The sequence below is a fragment of the Bacillus sp. BS98 genome (genome assembly GCF_008432245.1).
In the GTDB taxonomy this organism is placed as follows: Bacteria; Bacillota; Bacilli; order Bacillales; family Bacillaceae_G; genus Bacillus_A; species Bacillus_A toyonensis.
This window is the reverse complement of record NZ_CP043830.1, coordinates 5,072,055-5,089,404: the sequence shown is the minus strand read 5'-3', so window position 1 is coordinate 5,089,404 and position 17,350 is coordinate 5,072,055. Positions and strand designations below refer to the sequence as shown.

The 17,350-nt window shown below is 36.9% G+C and carries 17 protein-coding genes; 12 read left to right on the top strand and 5 right to left on the bottom strand.

Translation table 11 applies throughout. From position 1 onward, the window contains the following. Nucleotides 1-11 precede the first annotated feature (11 nt). From F0362_RS26510 to F0362_RS26500, 3 genes are all read left to right on the top strand, one after another. Entirely contained in the window at nucleotides 12-824 is an 813-nt protein-coding gene (locus F0362_RS26510) for an ABC transporter ATP-binding protein (protein ID WP_000212075.1), read from the top strand. 190 nt (nucleotides 825-1,014) lie between these two features. Continuing rightward, nucleotides 1,015-1,953 carry an ABC transporter substrate-binding protein gene (locus F0362_RS26505; RefSeq protein WP_000787722.1) on the top strand — a complete coding sequence of 313 codons (939 nt, stop codon included), beginning with the start codon at nucleotides 1,015-1,017 and terminating at the stop codon, nucleotides 1,951-1,953. A gap of 146 nt (nucleotides 1,954-2,099) precedes the next feature. Next, nucleotides 2,100-3,404, top strand: a complete 1,305-nt coding sequence (locus F0362_RS26500) for an HD domain-containing protein (RefSeq protein WP_000262726.1) — start codon at nucleotides 2,100-2,102, stop codon at nucleotides 3,402-3,404. Nucleotides 3,405-3,443: 39 nt separating this feature from the next. Here F0362_RS26500 and F0362_RS26495 read toward each other — a convergent pair whose 3' ends face one another. Next, the gene (locus tag F0362_RS26495; protein WP_001147171.1) at nucleotides 3,444-3,629 is read right to left on the bottom strand and encodes a 2-hydroxymuconate tautomerase; all 186 of its coding nucleotides are present in this window, start codon (nucleotides 3,627-3,629) and stop codon (nucleotides 3,444-3,446) included. Nucleotides 3,630-3,738: 109 nt separating this feature from the next. On the opposite strand from F0362_RS26495, the gene F0362_RS26490 reads away from it, so the two are divergent. Both F0362_RS26490 and F0362_RS26485 read left to right on the top strand, forming a co-directional pair. Further along, nucleotides 3,739-4,413: a site-2 protease family protein gene (locus F0362_RS26490; protein WP_000372440.1), complete on the top strand. Its 675-nt coding sequence runs from the start codon at nucleotides 3,739-3,741 to the stop codon at nucleotides 4,411-4,413. A gap of 25 nt (nucleotides 4,414-4,438) precedes the next feature. Continuing rightward, on the top strand, nucleotides 4,439-4,948 hold the full coding sequence (locus F0362_RS26485; protein WP_000136676.1) for a YwhD family protein: 510 nt from the start codon (nucleotides 4,439-4,441) through the stop codon (nucleotides 4,946-4,948). A 35-nt stretch (nucleotides 4,949-4,983) separates the two neighbouring features. Here F0362_RS26485 and F0362_RS26480 read toward each other — a convergent pair whose 3' ends face one another. Further along, on the bottom strand, nucleotides 4,984-7,035 hold the full coding sequence (locus F0362_RS26480; RefSeq protein ID WP_001077069.1) for a transglycosylase domain-containing protein: 2,052 nt from the start codon (nucleotides 7,033-7,035) through the stop codon (nucleotides 4,984-4,986). A gap of 100 nt (nucleotides 7,036-7,135) precedes the next feature. Continuing rightward, the gene (locus tag F0362_RS26475) at nucleotides 7,136-7,861 is read right to left on the bottom strand and encodes a glycerophosphodiester phosphodiesterase (protein ID WP_001039753.1); all 726 of its coding nucleotides are present in this window, start codon (nucleotides 7,859-7,861) and stop codon (nucleotides 7,136-7,138) included. A gap of 150 nt (nucleotides 7,862-8,011) precedes the next feature. Here F0362_RS26475 and F0362_RS26470 point away from each other — a divergent pair, with 150 nt between their 5' ends. The 4 genes from F0362_RS26470 to speB all read left to right on the top strand — a co-directional run bounded on the left by F0362_RS26470 (nucleotide 8,012) and on the right by speB (nucleotide 11,693). Beyond that, nucleotides 8,012-8,419: a MerR family transcriptional regulator gene (locus F0362_RS26470; protein WP_000276559.1), complete on the top strand. Its 408-nt coding sequence runs from the start codon at nucleotides 8,012-8,014 to the stop codon at nucleotides 8,417-8,419. A 5-nt stretch (nucleotides 8,420-8,424) separates the two neighbouring features. Continuing rightward, nucleotides 8,425-9,588 carry an MFS transporter gene (locus F0362_RS26465; RefSeq protein ID WP_000444237.1) on the top strand — a complete coding sequence of 388 codons (1,164 nt, stop codon included), beginning with the start codon at nucleotides 8,425-8,427 and terminating at the stop codon, nucleotides 9,586-9,588. A 186-nt stretch (nucleotides 9,589-9,774) separates the two neighbouring features. Continuing rightward, entirely contained in the window at nucleotides 9,775-10,602 is an 828-nt protein-coding gene (gene speE, locus F0362_RS26460) for a polyamine aminopropyltransferase (protein ID WP_000424693.1), read from the top strand. Between the two features lie 218 nt (nucleotides 10,603-10,820). Next, complete coding sequence (gene speB / locus F0362_RS26455) at nucleotides 10,821-11,693, top strand: agmatinase (protein ID WP_001209829.1); 873 nt, start codon at nucleotides 10,821-10,823, stop codon at nucleotides 11,691-11,693. A gap of 388 nt (nucleotides 11,694-12,081) precedes the next feature. On the opposite strand, the gene F0362_RS26450 is transcribed toward speB, so the two are convergent. Next, nucleotides 12,082-13,119, bottom strand: a complete 1,038-nt coding sequence (locus F0362_RS26450; RefSeq protein WP_000996326.1) for a PTS sugar transporter subunit IIC — start codon at nucleotides 13,117-13,119, stop codon at nucleotides 12,082-12,084. Between the two features lie 234 nt (nucleotides 13,120-13,353). Between F0362_RS26450 and F0362_RS26445 the strand changes: the two genes are divergently transcribed. Further along, on the top strand, nucleotides 13,354-13,716 hold the full coding sequence (locus tag F0362_RS26445) for a YxeA family protein (RefSeq protein WP_000779927.1): 363 nt from the start codon (nucleotides 13,354-13,356) through the stop codon (nucleotides 13,714-13,716). A gap of 25 nt (nucleotides 13,717-13,741) precedes the next feature. Here F0362_RS26445 and F0362_RS26440 read toward each other — a convergent pair whose 3' ends face one another. After that, nucleotides 13,742-14,782, bottom strand: coding sequence for a S66 family peptidase (locus tag F0362_RS26440; RefSeq protein WP_073990688.1), 1,041 nt, complete (start codon nucleotides 14,780-14,782; stop codon nucleotides 13,742-13,744). A gap of 148 nt (nucleotides 14,783-14,930) precedes the next feature. Between F0362_RS26440 and F0362_RS26435 the strand changes: the two genes are divergently transcribed. Next, nucleotides 14,931-15,368 carry a YwiB family protein gene (locus F0362_RS26435; protein ID WP_000744343.1) on the top strand — a complete coding sequence of 146 codons (438 nt, stop codon included), beginning with the start codon at nucleotides 14,931-14,933 and terminating at the stop codon, nucleotides 15,366-15,368. Then, nucleotides 15,368-17,038: an arginine--tRNA ligase gene (gene argS / locus F0362_RS26430; protein ID WP_001086439.1), complete on the top strand. Its 1,671-nt coding sequence runs from the start codon at nucleotides 15,368-15,370 to the stop codon at nucleotides 17,036-17,038. Before F0362_RS26435 ends, argS begins: the two co-directional genes overlap by 1 nt. Nucleotides 17,039-17,350 lie beyond the last annotated feature (312 nt).

Sequence of the window (17,350 nt, the reverse complement as noted above, 5' to 3'; positions counted from 1 at the left end):
AGGCTTTTTGTATGGCAACTTTAGCAGTTGATTCGGTATCTGTTGGCTATAATGAAGGATTAATTATTGATGGATTAACAGTTGAAATTCCGGAAGGAAAAATTACAACGATTATTGGACCAAATGGTTGTGGGAAATCCACATTATTAAAAACGGCTTCTCGTATTTTGAAGGCGAAAAAAGGTACTGTTTATCTTGATGGAAAAGCAATTGAGAAGCAGCCAACGAAAGAAATCGCAAAGAAAATGGCGATCTTACCACAAACTGCAGAAGTGCCAACAGGCCTTACTGTGTTTGAACTTGTTTCATATGGACGTTTTCCTCATCAAAAAGGATTTGGAACATTGAAAGAAGAAGACTATCGCTACATTCATTGGGCACTTGAAGTGACGGGAATGACAGAGTTCGCAAATCGTTCAGCAGAAGCTTTATCAGGTGGTCAACGTCAAAGGGTATGGATTGCGATGGCTCTTGCACAAGGAACAGATTTACTTGTATTAGATGAACCAACGACATATTTAGATATGGCACATCAACTTGAAGTATTAAACTTACTGAAGAAATTGAACCAAGAAGAAGGTAGGACAATTGTGATGGTTATTCACGATTTAAATCATGCTTCTCGTTTCTCTGATCATATGATTGCATTAAAAGCAGGTAAGTTAATGAAACAAGGAACGCCAGATGAGGTTATGACAAGTGAAACACTTCGTAACGTGTTTGAGATTGAAGCGCAAATCGTTCCATGTCCAGTAAACTGTAAACCGATTTGTTTAACATATGATTTAGCGATGATTAGTAATCAATTGCGTAAAAAAGCATAAAGTAGAACCCCCTCGTAAAGAGGGGGACTTCTAATGGACGTTGAGCTTCTTACTTATAAATGGGAAGTTGAACGCCCGTTAGAATGGGTCATTAACAACGGTTAATAAATATATATTGATTAATTGTTATTTTTGTTTCTTATAGTTCATCCTAAATTATAAGATAAATACAGCCAGAAGGAGTGGGAACATGAAGAATTTTAAAATGGCACTATTAGCAATGGTACTAGTGGTTACTTCTGTACTATTTGCAGCTTGTTCTAACAAAGAAGAAGAAAAGAAAGCAGATGCGAAGACTGAAGAGCGCACTGTAAAACATGCAAAAGGGGAAATTAAAATCCCTGCAAATCCAAAGAAAATTGCTGACCTTAGTGGTTCAACAGAAGAATTATTAATCTTTGGTATGAAACCAATTATTACAGCTAATACATCTCAAGAAAAAATTGATGCACATATTGCAAATAAATTAAAAGACGTTAAACCAGTTGGTTCTGCTTGGGGCGATAAAATTAACATCGAAGCAGTAGCTGCTGCAAAACCAGACTTAATTCTTGTAAATAATCGTCAAGAAAAGATTTACGATCAATTATCTAAAATTGCACCAACAGTTATGTTAAACACTCCATTAGATCAATGGCGTCCAAAATTTGAAGAAGTAGGCCAAATTCTTGGTAAAGAGAAAGAAACAAAAGAATGGTTTAAAAAGTATGATGAAAAAGCAAGCAAATTACATGATAAAATTATCGCTAAAACTGGTGATGCAACATTCATGAAAATGGCTGCATATCCAAATGCATTCCGTGTATATGGTGACTACGGTTACGGTAGCGTAATCTTTAATGATTTAAAATTACCAGCAGTTAAAGGTACACCAACTGATAAACCATTAGTACAAGTACAAAAAGAAGCTTTAATCGATTACAACCCAGATTACTTATTTGTATTTACAACGGGTGACGGTTCTCAGCGTCTAAAAGAATTCCAAGAAGAATCAATTTGGAAAAACATGAATGCTGTTAAAAATAACCACGTATTTACAATTAAAAATGAAGATCTAAACAAAGGTTACTTCCCACTAGGAAAAGAAATGATCTTAGATGAAGTTGCTGAGTTCGTTTTAGGAAAATAATGCATAAAAAGAAATCACTTTTACTTCGGTAAAGGTGATTTTTTCTTTATATAAGGGCAATTAATACAGTCTTTCATTTCTTTCTGTTTCCTATTTCGTTTATAATATATAGTAAGAATGCAGTAAAGAAAGGGGGATGTCGAAAAGTGGTATATTTAAACGACAAACTCAGCGAAACAAAAGTGTTTAAAGACCCAGTACATAAATATGTGCACGTGCGTGATCGTGTTATTTGGGATTTAATCGGAACGAAAGAATTTCAACGCTTGCGCCGTATTAAGCAGCTTGGAACGACATTTTTTACATTTCACGGTGCAGAGCATAGTCGCTTTACTCATTCGTTAGGTGTATACGAAATTATTCGTCGTATGATTGATGATGTGTTTGATGGCAGACCAAATTGGAATGCTGAAGATAGATTGTTATGTTTATGTGCGGCACTACTTCATGATGTCGGCCACGGCCCATTTTCTCACTCGTTTGAAAAAGTATTTTCATTAGATCATGAGAAATTTACGCAAAAGATTATCGTTGGCGATACGGAGATTAATGATATATTAAGTCGTGTTGATAAGGAGTTTCCACAAAAGGTAGCAGATGTCATTGCAAAAACGTCTACTAATAAATTAGCAATTAGTATGATTTCGAGCCAAATTGATGCGGATCGTATGGATTATTTATTAAGAGATGCTTATTTTACAGGCGTAAAGTACGGAAACTTCGATATGGAACGTATATTGCGTGTCATGCGTCCGTATGGGAATCAAGTAGTTATTAAAAATAGTGGTATGCATGCTGTTGAGCATTATATTATGAGCCGTTATCAAATGTATTGGCAAGTATATTTCCATCCGGTAACGCGCAGTGCAGAAGTAATTTTAACGAAGATTTTACACCGTGCTAAATCATTGCATGAGAAGTATTATGCGTTTAAAAATCATCCTGTTCATTTCTATTCTTTGTTTGAAGAAGAAGTGACAGTAGAGGATTATTTAAAGCTAGACGAGAACGTAATGTATTATTACTTCCAAGTATGGCAAGACGAAGAAGATCCAATTTTAAGTGACTTATGCCGTCGTTTTATGAATCGAAATCTATTTAAATATGTAGAGTTTACAGATAAGCACGGTTTAGATAATTGGATGGAGCTAAGCAGCTTATTTAAAAAGATTGGACTAGATCCAGAGTATTATTTAGTAGTTGATTCAACATCGGATTTACCATATGACTTTTATCGCGCAGGAGAAGAGGAAGAGCGTCTGCCAATCTTACTCCTTATGCCGAACGGGGAACTTAGAGAGCTTTCACGTGAATCGGATATTGTTGAGGCGATTACGGGGAAGAAGAGAACGGACCAAAAGTTATTCTATCCGCATGATTTAATCTATGAAGATGGAAGAAAAGGAAAATATAAAGAGAGAATTATCGAGTTGTTAGAAGGCAAGAAATAAGAAGCAGCTAATGGCTGCTTCTTATGAAAGAACTTGAAATTATTTGTCGCTTAAGCGTTTTCCGCCAACTGCATAATGGTTTTTAGACATTTCTTCGATGAAAACAACGATGTTTTCTTCAGGAGCACCAGTTGTTTCGCTTACTGCTGCTGTTACTTTCTCAGCAAGAGCTTTCTTTTGTTCCTCTGTGCGTCCTTCTAGCATTTTCACTGTTACGTATGGCATGTACAATCGCTCCTTTTATGTAAGTTACACTCTTATTATAGCGGATTATGGGGAAGAACAATCGGAAAAAAATAATTTCTTTTTTGACATATTGAAGAGGAGATGAAGTATGGATCAGTTATTTAGATATCCATTGCACGAAATTCCGTTAGTAGCAATGGCGATTATTATTGCACTATCCGTTCATGAATTTGCACATGCATATGTGGCATATAAATTTGGGGACGATACAGCGAAAAAACAAGGGCGTTTAACGTTATCACCGATGGCCCATTTAGATCCTATCGGGATGATTGCAGTATTAATTCTTGGATTCGGTTGGGCAAGACCGGTGCCTGTTAACCCGTATAACTTTAAAAGACCACGTCTTGCAGGGATATTAGTTTCTATTGCAGGACCGATTAGTAACTTAATTTTAAGTGCGATTGGTTTAATTATTTGGTATAGCTTATTAACATTTGGCGTACTAGACTCAATTCCATTTGCAGTAGCAGATACATTAGGTCGATTCTTCCAAATTTTTATTATGCTTAATATCGTTTTACTTGTATTTAACTTATTACCGATTCCGCCACTTGATGGATATCGCGTTGTGGAAGATTTAGCACCAGCAAATATTCGTGCGAAAATGACACAGTATGAAAAATATGGAGCAATTGCGTTATTAATTCTTGTTATTACACCGCTTAGCAATTACACAATTCAACCTATTTTCAATGTTGTCATTCCGTATGTATTTGTATTTTTACAAAGTATCATTGCGCCTATTTTTGGGCTTTTATAATTTTTAAGTGAGGAGGAAGTTACATATGACAGAGAAAAAGAAGAAAATCGGTTTTAATATCGTGAAAAATGATTCAACAGATGGACATGGTGGATTTGGTGTTGGGGCATTAAGCTTAGAAAACATTTCACCTGTATTTGTTGATGTACTAGAGAAAACTGCATTCGTTGATATCGGTGCGATGCATGCGCGTAGTACAGTAGAAAAAGGAATTAAGTTTTTAACAAATAAAGATGACGTTCCAAACGGAAAACCATTTTGGCTTGTTTGGGTAACAATTGAAAGAACACCGAACGGTGCTTATTACGCAGGGGTAACAGCTTGTGAAATGACAGTAGACCGTGAAATTCGCCGCGGATATAAATCACTTCCAGAGCATGTAAACAAAATGGATAAATCATTGAAGCGTCACATTATGGTTGAACATATGGATGAATCTTCTAAAAAAGTACTTGGTACGTTCTTGAAAGAACATAATGAAGCGATTTGGAACGAGTCTAGTGAAGAATTGCGTCATGCATTATTAAGTGAATAAAAAAATAGCTGACGGATGTCCGTCAGCTATTTTTTTTACCAAGGAAGATATTTTTTCCACCAACTTGTTTTTTTCTTTTCTTCACTTGTTTTTTCAAATTCCTCTTTATCATCGACATGATCCATACAATATTCAGTAGGCTCGGTGCCTTTGGCGAAATACATTTTAACTGAAATTGGACAGTTCTTTGTAGCGATCTTGCCGTTTTCTGGGTTAATATTAACGGCTACGACATCACTCGGTTGTTTAAAATCCTTTTTAGGCTGTCCATCTAAGCCTTTCTCCATCGTATCGGTCCATATTTTTTTCGCATATCCTTGTTCTGCTACGTTTGAAATAGATTTAGGTTGATCGTATCCAACCCATACACCAGTTACAATTTGCGGAGTGAATCCAATCATCCAACTATCGGTTTCAGTAGAACCAGACTTTCCGGCATATGTTCTTGATAGTTTTGATAACATAGATTGACCAGTTACAGCGGCATAACTGCTTAGTTTTTTATTAAACATACCAGTCATCATTTCTTCCATCACAAACGCTTTGCTCTTATCGAGAACTTGTTTGCTCTCCAAATGAGCATCGTATAACATGTTCCCTTCATGATCCATAATACGGCGAATAAAGATAGGTTTTACTTCTTTTCCACCGTTTGCGAACATACTATAAGCATTCACCATTTCAATTGGTTTTACAGGAGACGTACCGAGAGCTAGGGAAGGCACATCTTTTAATGCACTCTTAATTCCGAATTGCTTCGCTGTTTTTGCGAGCGTGTCATCACCTAAAAATAAATTTGTTTTCACAGCGTATATGTTATCAGAGACTGCGAGAGCTTGTGCCATCGTTACGAAATCATCTGCGTAATAATCTTTATAGTTTTTCGGTTTATACTTTGAAACACCGTCACCTAAAGTGAATACAGTGTATTCGCTTTTTAAGCGCGTAGCAGGGGTGAATCCTCGTTCCAAAGCTGCGTAATATAGAAAGGGTTTAAATGTAGATCCAGGCTGACGGACGGCTTGTGTAGCCCTGTTAAATTGACTCGTATTATAATCAGTTCCTCCAACAAGAGCAGCCACTTCACCTGTTTTTGGATTCATAGAGACGAGGGCAGTTTGTATGTTTGCTGTTTCAGGTATATGATCTTTGACAGCTTGTTCTGCTACAGATTGTAACTTAGGATCTAACGTTGTATAAATACGTAAGCCACCTCGTTGTAAGGCTTGCTCATCCAGTCCGATATCTCGAAGAAGAGAAGCTTGTACAGCATCTTGGAAATAAGGCGCAACCTCTGCTACTTTTTTCGTATCAAGTGAGGCAAAAGTTAGCGGTTCCTTTTTTGCAGAAGCTGCTTGCTGCTTCGTAATATAACCTTGTTCTACCATTTCATCTAATATGAGAGATTGACGTCCTTTAGCACGTTCTTCTTTTAAAAAGGGAGAGTAGACACTAGGTCCTTTCGGGATTCCTGCAAGCATACTGGCTTCTGCTAATGTTAATTCTTTTGCTGTTTTATCGAAATATAGACGAGACGCAGCTTCGATGCCATAAGCACCATGTCCGTAATAAATTGTATTTAAATAACCTTCTAAAATATGATTTTTATTATAATTCACTTCAAGGCGGACAGTATACATTGCCTCTAATAGTTTCCGTTTCCACGTTTTATCATGATCTAAATATAGATTACGTGCGTATTGTTGTGTAATCGTACTAGCACCTTGCACTTTTGCCATCGCTTTTAAATCAGCAACAATTGCACCTGCAATACGTTTCATATCGAAGCCATGATGCTTATAAAATCTTTGGTCTTCAATAGAAAGTGTCGCTTCTTTTACATAGGGGGAAATTTCATTAAGAGAGACATTGTAACGCTTTTGTATTTCGTTACTTTGTCCAATAACTGTATCATCATTCGCGTAAAAGACGCTTGTTTGCGGGACTGCGACAGGAGGTGGTCCCATAATTTTCGCAACTATAATAATAACAAAAAAGGAAAAAACGAAAAAAAGAACACAAGAAAACATTACGGTGAAGAAAAGACGTTTATATTTTTTAAGTTTTGGATTCATAGTTTGATTCATCTTTTTCAGCCCCTCATTAATACAAACATTATTGTATTAGTATTGAGGATTTTCATTTATTTTAAACAATGAAATTTTGAAAACAAAAAAGCCCCTTCAATTAAGAAAGGAGCTCAAAGGCACGTGCTGGCCAATCGGTGATGATGACATCTACACCATAATCAATTATCGTTTGTAAATCTTTGTATTCGTTAATTGTATAAGGGCGGAAAACGTACCCTTGTTTTTGTGCTAACTGTACGAATTCTTTAGTTAGTAGCTGAAAGTTTGGATGTAAACCAGTTGCTTCTCTAATTTTTGCTTCAGCAATAGGATCAGCAAGTGGCGTATCATATAAAATTGCCCTTGGGATTTCAGGAGCTATTTCTGCTAATAATGAAACAGAGTCATGGTTAAATGATGAGAATACAATTTGATTAGAAAGATGATATTCACGAACAAGTGCAACAACTTTCTCTTCAATATTTGGGTAGTGAATCACATCTGTTTTTAATTCGATATTTAGTTGTAAGTTCGTTGTGGAAAGCCAGATGAAAACTTCGCGTAACGTTGGGATTTTTGCTTCATGGAAAGAAGGATCTTTATGGCTACCAGCGTCCAATGATTGTAGTTCCTCTACCGTTTTTTCAGAAACAATCCCTGCGCCATTTGTTGTGCGATCCACTGTTTCATCGTGGATTACGACAAGTTCGCCATCTTTTGATAGATGAACATCAAGTTCAATCCCATGAGCGCCAATGCGTTCAGCTTCTTGGAAGGCGATCATCGTATTTTCTGGATGTGTTCCTTTTACCCCGCGGTGAGCGAAAATAAGTGGTTTATTCATGTGAAAATCTCCTTATCATCTCTTTTCCTTCATTATGAAACCGCTATGAGAAAAATACAATTTATATGAAAAAATTTACAAAAGTCTAACAGTTGCACAAAAGTTAACGTTAACGTAAAATGTAATAATTGAGTGAAGGGAGGAATAAACATGTATAAAATTGATGAAGTAACAAAGCAAGTTGGTTTAACAAAGCGTACACTTCGTTATTATGAGGAAATTGGTTTAATTCATCCCCCGGAGCGTAGTGAGGGGAACATTCGGCTTTATACGGATGAGGATATTGCAAGAATTAAAAGGATCGTGGAAGCGAAAGAAGTATTAGGAATCACGCTTCAAGAAATGCAACATTTCTTATCGTTAAAAGAAAGAATGGAACAAAGAAGAAATAGCGAGAATCCTCGCGACCGCGAAGTGATTCAAGAAATTAAAGATATGCTTGAGAAACAAGTGCAAACGTTGGATGAAAAAATGGAGCAAATGCAGCGTGTAAAGGCAGAACTTGAAGATAGTTTACATCGTGCAGTGACATTTTTAGAGAGCATAAAAGGAGAATGATTGAAATGGAGAGCAAACAAAAACTAGGGAGATTGATTACAGTGGTGGCTACTTTCCTTGCCTTTTCTGGTATAGGGGTAGTCGATCCAATCTTGCCAATTATTGCTGAGAAAATTGGTGCAACGCATTGGCAAGTTGAAATGTTATTTACCGCATATATTTTAACGATGGCAATTATGATGTTACCAGCTGGTATATTCGCATCAAGATTTGGTGATAAGCGCATGATGACAATCGGTCTTGCAATTGTAACTGTATTTGCGTTTATATGCGGTATATCGCAAACGATTGCTCAATTATCTCTTTTCCGTGCTGGATGGGGATTAGGAAATGCGATGTTTTTTGCTACAGCAATGACACTTTTAATAGCATTAAGTAAGGAGGTTCATGAAGCAGTAGGATTATATGAAGCAGCTATCGGTTTAGGAATGGCAGGTGGCCCATTGTTAGGTGGTATATTAGGTGGACATTCTTGGCGTTACCCATTTTTCGCAACGAGTATTTTAATTTTCTTAGCATTTATTTTAGTATTCTTTTTTGTAAAAGAACCGGAGCGAAAAGTGAAGCGTAAAGCAGCGGGCGTAGGTGAATTACTTAACTTGGTGAAATATAAACCGTTTATGCAAGGTGCGATTTCAGGGATGTTATACTACTACGGATTTTTCGTCGTGCTAGCATATTCACCACTTATTATGCATTTATCAGCTATTCAATTAGGTTTTGTATTTTGTGGATGGGGATTAGCGTTAGCTTACGGTTCCGCAATTTTAGCACATAGGCTAGAAGGAAAATATGAACCGAAAACATTGTTAAAAGGTAGTTTACTCGTATTTGCGATTTTCTTAATTGCATTATTCTTTGTGAAAATTATGTGGTTACAAATCGTATTAATTGTCCTATCAGGATTAGCATCTGGTTTAAATAATGCATTATATACAAGCTATGTAATGGATATTTCACCTTATGAAAGATCTGTTACTTCAGGTGTTTATAACTTCGTTCGTTGGTTAGGAGGAGCGATTGCTCCCATTTTATCAGGAGTTATCGGACACACTGTTTCACCACAAAGTCCATTTTTAGTCGGTGGAGTTGTTGTATTAGTTGGTTGCGTTATGATCTTAATTCCGATTCGTAAACCGGTAGAAATAGAGACAAAAGCCCTTTCTTAAGAAAGGGTTTTCTTTCCTATTACAAGGCAAACCCTTTCCACATATATGTTAGAACCCTCTGACTAAAATATATTTTCGGTATTTTTGTACTTTTAACTATACATTTTGGATGTTTTGTTTTATTTTTGTTAGGGGACATTAATGATGTCCCTATTATAAATTTGCATTGAAAGGCGTGATTGTACGATGGAACTATGGTTCACTGAAAAACAAACAAAACATTTTGGGATTACGGCACGTATTAACCGCACATTACATACGGAGCAAACAGAATTCCAAAAACTTGATATGGTTGAAACGGAAGAGTTCGGAAACATGCTTATTTTAGATGGCATGGTCATGACAACAGAAAAAGATGAGTTCGTTTATCATGAAATGGTAGCGCACGTACCTTTATTTACACATCCAAACCCTGAAAACGTATTAGTTGTCGGTGGTGGTGATGGCGGTGTTATTCGTGAAGTGTTAAAACACCCAAGCGTAAAAAAAGCAACTCTTGTTGAAATTGATGGAAAAGTAATTGAGTACTCTAAACAGTACTTACCATCAATTGCAGGCGCATTAGATGATGAGCGTGTAGAGGTGAAAGTAGGAGACGGTTTCCTACACATCGCAGAAAGCGAAAATGAATATGACGTAATTATGGTAGATTCTACTGAGCCGGTAGGACCAGCAGTAAACTTATTTACGAAAGGTTTCTACGCTGGAATCTCTAAAGCGTTAAAAGAAGATGGTATTTTCGTTGCACAAACGGACAACCCTTGGTTCACACCAGAACTAATTACAACTGTGTTCAAAGACGTAAAAGAGATCTTCCCAATTACTCGTTTATACACAGCAAACATTCCAACGTATCCAAGTGGACTTTGGACATTCACAATCGGATCTAAAAAACATGATCCACTAGAAGTAAGTGAAGAGCGTTTCCACGAAATCGAAACGAAATACTACACAAAAGAATTACACAATGCAGCATTCGCATTACCGAAATTTGTTGGCGATTTAATTAAGTAAGAGCGTTAAATTGAAATAAATAAAGTGTAAGTAACTCATTTAAGGTGTTTGTCTAGAAGGCTTGAACATGCTAGTTACTTACACTGCTACAAATGAAGTAGTCTTCTTGTGATAACAAGAAGGCCCAGGTAAATCGAGAAAGAGGAGCAGTACGCTCCAAATTTGAGAAATAATGAAAGGTTGGGATACCTTAAGTTCCACATAAGGAGGAAAAGAATATGCGTTTTGATGAAGCTTATTCAGGTAAAGTATTTATTAAAAGTCATCCAAGTTTTGAAGAGTCAAAGGCGGTTATTTATGGGATGCCTATGGATTGGACAGTAAGTTTCCGTCCAGGATCTCGCTTTGGCCCTGCACGTATTCGTGAAGTATCAATCGGTCTTGAAGAATATAGTCCGTATTTAGATCGTGAACTAGAAGAGGTAAAATATTTTGATGCGGGTGATATCCCATTACCATTCGGAAATGCACAACGCAGCTTAGACATGATTGAAGAGTATGTATCAAAACTTTTAGATGCCGGTAAGTTTCCACTAGGTCTCGGCGGTGAGCACTTAGTGTCTTGGCCAATTTTTAAGGCAATGGCAAAAAAATATCCGGATTTAGCAATCATCCACATGGATGCTCATACTGATTTACGTGAATCGTATGAAGGGGAGCCTTTATCCCACTCTACACCAATTCGTAAAGTGTGTGATTTAATTGGTCCGGAAAACGTATATTCTTTCGGAATTCGTTCTGGAATGAAGGAAGAATTTGAATGGGCGAAAGAAGTAGGTATGAACTTATACAAATTTGACGTATTAGAGCCGTTAAAAGAAGTATTACCGAAACTTGCAGGACGTCCAGTCTATGTCACAATCGACATTGATGTATTAGACCCAGCTCATGCTCCTGGAACAGGAACGTTAGAGGCTGGAGGTATCACATCTAAAGAACTATTAGATTCCATCATGGCAATTGCAAATTCAAATATAAATGTAGTTGGAGCAGACTTAGTAGAAGTAGCTCCTGTCTACGACCATAGTGATCAAACACCAGTCGCAGCAAGCAAATTCGTGCGGGAAATGCTGCTCGGTTGGGTAAAGTAAAAGTGAAGCCGACTGTTTAGACCCGGTGACTAAGGTTCTTTCCTGCAAAAGGTGCTTTTTATCTTTTGGCAGGGAAGGTTCTTAGACGCAAGGGGCTAGGAGGCGTAACTGGATAGAAATAAAAGCGGAAGCGGCTCGCTCAGAATGTGAGGAGGATGGAGCTTCAGACGTAGAGGCGCTTTTTGCCTCGAAGGAAGAAGCGAAGTCACCGACCATTCTAGCCGCTGTAGCTGGATAAAGTAAGAGTCCCCTATGAATAGGCGCTTTTATTTTATCCGTTATGTGTCGGTAAGTCGATATATTAAAAAAATCGTCGATATAATCCCATTTACCATAGCAAGACATGAAAAAAAGAGTTATTCTCAAAAGGTGAGAATAACTCTTTTTCTTATGCAACCTTTTCTTCTGAAGCAATGCCGCGAATTTCATCAGCAGAGCGGATCGGATATTTGCGGAACACAATAGATCCGATGTATCCGACAATAGTGGTAACGATTCCACATAGTACAGCAGCGATCGTTACTTTTATAACGTCATTAAATCCAAACAAGACGAGAAGCCCTGGAATTGGTGATGCTGTTCCTGGCGCATTATTAACGAGCTGGAATAGCGATGTAATAATACCGGCAAGCGCGCCGCCAACGAAGTTTGTCATATAGATAGGAATTGGATTTGCTGAGACAACATCGGCTTGTGTTAAAGGCTCGATTGCTACAGCAATTGTATCTTTCTTTGAACAAATTTTTAGTCGTTTAAAGAAAATAAAGTTCATCGGGGCTGAGGCCGCAACGGCAAGACTGCCAATTGCCATTGGTAAACCTGTTAATCCAAGCATTGCAGTTAATGCCATAGAACTTAATGGAGAGGTAGAAATAACTGTTATTAATCCACCAAGCATAATACCCATAATGATAGGACTTTCTGTAGTTGCAACTGAAATCATAGAACCGATTTTACCAAGTGTTGCGTTAACGAGTGGATCCATAAGCATGGCCATTCCACGTGAGATTGGTGCAGCAATAAATAGGATTGCTAAAAACTCTACACCAGCTGGTAATTTCTTTTCGAGAAATTTCACGACGAAGGCACAAACGTATCCAGCAAAAAATCCTGGTAAAATACCGAATCCACTAGTAGCGATACCGATTAAAACAGCGTATACGGGTGAAACGCCGATTGCTAATGCTACTAAAATTGCTGCTGCAACACCGCTCATACTACCAGAAGCTTCTCCTACTGATTGTAAAAAGTCATTATGAAACATTTCTCCACCTATATAACGGTGAAATGCTTCAATAAGAAAACTTGCGATTGCTGCATTAGCTAAAGCACCCATCGCCTTCATTCCGTAAGGCGCACGGTAACTGAAAAGTGTAAATAGACAAAGTACAACAAGTAATAGTGCTAAACCTTGCAAGATAGCCATTTGAAAACTGTCTCCTTTGATTTTTGTAATAAAAATTTGTATCATTCAATAATAATATAAAAGTTTGTGAAACGGAAAAATTTTTTATTGGGAAATTGCTGTAAGGTGAAAAATCCTTACAATAATGTAAGGAAAGTGTAAGGCATTTCGATAGAGTATAGTATGCTTTTTTTCGTATAATACAGGTATAGACATACGGTTAGTGAGAAAGTAGTGCAAACAGGAGGCGCATTTATGAAATTGGTAATTAAAGTTTTAGCTGTGTTCGCCATTATTTTAGGAGGAACAGCATATTATTTAAACACGAAAACAGAAGGTGTGCATGCTTTTGTAGACAACTTCTTTTCAAATAAAGAAATACAAGATTATTATGCTGTTATAGATAAAAGCGAGAAAAAAGACGATGAATATTTGTATACATTTAAAGGATATACAGAAGATGGAAATTTACAAGTTATTAAAAGAATGGTGAACCGTGAATTGCATACGGGTGCTTTTATAAAAATTTATGCAAAAGGTATGCAGGGAAAAGGATGGGCTGAAATCCCGAAAGAATCAATCCCACAAAAAGCGTTGCAAAAAATAGAAAAACCATAAAAGGAGCGAATCGTTCGCTCCTTTTTTAGTGCGTTAAAATGGTGATAGCTGAACTTTCTTTATTAGAAATGATTTTTGCACGTCCGCCAATTGGGAAAGTAAAGATCGGAGTTGTATGTCCGAAACTTGCATTCGCAATAATAGGGATATGTACAAGTTCAGGCTTTGAAGTAATCATTTCTTGAATGTCCTCTATCATACATTCTGCTCCTTTTTGCATTCTCCCTATAACGATACCTTTTACGTATTCAAAATCAGTTTGCTGCATAAGAGAATGTAAGTATCGATCGAAAGTTTTAAGTGTAGCTTTTCCCGTTAAACTATCTTCTTCAAGAAATAAAATTTTATCTCGTAAACTTGGCATATACGGAGTACCTTGTAGTAAATGTAAAGTGCTCATATTTCCGCCAATAATATCCCCTGTAGCTTCTCCTTCTTGAATCGAAATATATCCTTCATTTTTAATAAATTCTCGATTTTCCTGATCTATATACCAAGAATCATCACTCCACGTTTCGGATGGTAGGATTTCAATAGAATCATTAGAAGTTAAGCATTTAAAAAAGTAATCGGTTGTATACGCGAGACCTTTCTCCATTCCAAATGAAGAGAAGTGAGGACCTGAATATGTAACAAGACCTGTTTTTGTATAAAGTGCGTTATGTAAAGCAGTAATGTCAGAATAGCCGCAGAAAAACTTTGGATTTTCGCGAATTAAATCGTAATCGAGATGTTTCAATAAGCCGTTAGAGTTATATCCGCCAAGTGTCGTCAAAATTGCTTTTACATTAGGGTCTCTAAATGCTTCGTGGAGGTCTTGAACACGTGAAGAAATAGAAGAGGAAGCGAATCGATCTATCTCATCAGCATATTTTGAGAATGTAACTTGAAAGCCCATGTCGGTTAATCTTTTTATAGCAAGGTTTCTGTTTTCATTTGAGACAATACTTAAACTACAAGATGGTGAAATAACTCTTATTTCATCCCCTTTTTTTAATTTTGTTGGTATCACAAAATTCCCCCCTTTAATTAAAAGAATATTTAGATTTAAAAAATATTTTATCATATGAAATAAAGTGAGGGTGAATTATTTTTTGAAAAGGAGTTTTCCTGATTTTTCAGCAGACAGACAGCATCTTTTTTTGATATGATAGGAAAAGTGATTTATTATAAGTAGTATTTAATATCTATAACATTTGAAAGGTGTGCAAGACGTGAAGAAACAACTTGCAGGCTTGCCGGTACACGTTCATTTCGTAACAGAAATCCGTGAAGGGGCGAGGAAGGAAACCGTTGCTTTTGAAGCAAATGGTCAATACTATGTAAAAGGTCAAGGTACATACGTAACATTCCAAGAGCCGAACGAACAAGGCGAAGTGAAGACAATTATAAAAATTCAAGATGAACAAGTTCTCATTATGCGTTCAGGTGCTATTTCTATGCGTCAGACGCATGTGAAAGGTGAATGGACAACTGGTACGTACACGAGTGAACTTGGTACGTTTGCACTGCAAACGAAAACTGATAACGTTCTTTTTAAATGGTCGGATGAAAAGAAAAAAGGACAGCTCTTCTTAACGTACGCATTGCTTCTAAGTGAACAAGAAGCTGGCAGATATACAATTACAATTAACTTGAAGGAGGCAAAATAATGAATTCTTTAGAACAGGTAAAAGGATTGATTAAAGAAGAAATTCAAGCTGCTGTATTAAAGGCAGAATTAGCAACAGAAGAACAAATTCCAAACGTTGTATTAGAATCTCCAAAAGATAAAACAAATGGTGATTTCTCTACAAATATGGCAATGCAACTTGCACGTGTTGCGAAAAAAGCACCTCGTATGATTGCAGAAGAATTAGTTGCAAACTTCGATAAAGCAAAAGCTTCTATTGAAAAAATTGAAATCGCTGGTCCTGGTTTTATTAACTTCTATATGGATAATAGTTACTTAACAGACTTAATCCCAACAATTGTTAATGCTGGTGAAGCTTACGGTGAAACGAACACTGGTAAAGGTGAAAAAGTACAAATTGAGTTCGTATCTGCAAATCCAACAGGTGACCTTCACTTAGGACATGCACGCGGTGCTGCGGTAGGTGACACTTTATGTAACGTATTAGCAAAAGCAGGATACGATGTATCTCGTGAGTACTACATTAATGACGCGGGTAACCAAATTCATAATTTAGCTCTTTCTGTTGAAGCTCGTTACATGCAAGCGTTAGGTTTAGATAAAGAAATGCCAGAAGACGGTTACCACGGTGCAGATATTATCGGTATCGGTAAACGTTTAGCTGAAGAGTTTGGCGATCGTTATGCGAAAGCTGATGCAGAAGAAAGCTATGAGTTCTATCGTTCATACGGTTTGAAATATGAGTTAGCAAAACTTCAAAAAGACTTAGAGAGCTTCCGTGTTAAATTCGATGTATGGTTCTCAGAAACATCATTATACAAAAACGGAAAGATTGATCAGGCTCTTGCTGTATTAAAAGAGCGTGACGAAATCTTTGAAGAAGGCGGCGCAACTTGGTTCCGTTCAATGACTTACGGTGACGACAAAAACCGTGTATTAATTAAAAACGACGGTTCTTACACATACTTAACGCCAGATATCGCTTACCATCGCGACAAATTAGAGCGTGGTTTCGATAAATTAATCAACATTTGGGGTGCTGACCACCACGGTTACATTCCTCGTATGAAAGCTGCGATTCAAGCACTTGGTTACGATAAAGACACATTAGAAGTAGAAATCATCCAAATGGTACAACTATACCAAAACGGTGAAAAAATGAAGATGAGTAAGCGTACGGGTAAAGCAGTTACACTTCGTGAGCTTATGGAAGAAGTAGGCGTAGACGCAATGCGTTACTTCTTTGCAATGCGTAGCGGTGATTCTCATTTAGACTTCGATATGGACTTAGCTGTATCAAAATCTAATGAAAATCCAGTATACTATGCGCAATATGCACATGCTCGTGTATGCAGTATCCTTCGTCAAGGTGAAGAGTTAGGATTAGCTACAGGCGGAGACGTGAACTATAAACTTGTTACTTCTGAGAAAGAAGTAGAATTACTGAAAAAACTTGGTGAATTCCCAGCTGTAGTTGCGGATGCAGCGCAAAAACGTCTGCCACACCGCATTACAAACTATGCATTTGAATTAGCTGCAGCACTACACAGCTTCTACAATGCAGAGAAAGTATTAAACCAAGATAACTTAGAGTTAAGTAAAGCTCGTTACGAATTAATGAAAGCAGTACGAACTACACTTCAAAATGCACTAGCAATCGTAGGAGTATCTGCACCAGAAAAAATGTAATAGACAAAAGAAAAGATGCTTATTTTTGTTTAGAAGTGATATACGAGTTGACATAAAAACATCTATTCAATGTATAGACTGATTAGATGTCAAAGAAGACCAATGAAAAGCTGTATGGCTTGATAAGGGGAAGTTGAAACAGAAAAAGAGATGGCAAAGCTATCTCTTTTTCTGTGCCCAATTTTCTAATCTAAATATATGTGATAGTGATGAAGTGAAAATAGAAAAATACCAATTAACTATTGATTTTTAGGAACGATTCTAGAATAATAGACTGTTGGGGGTAAGATTATCAAAATCCATATATGTATT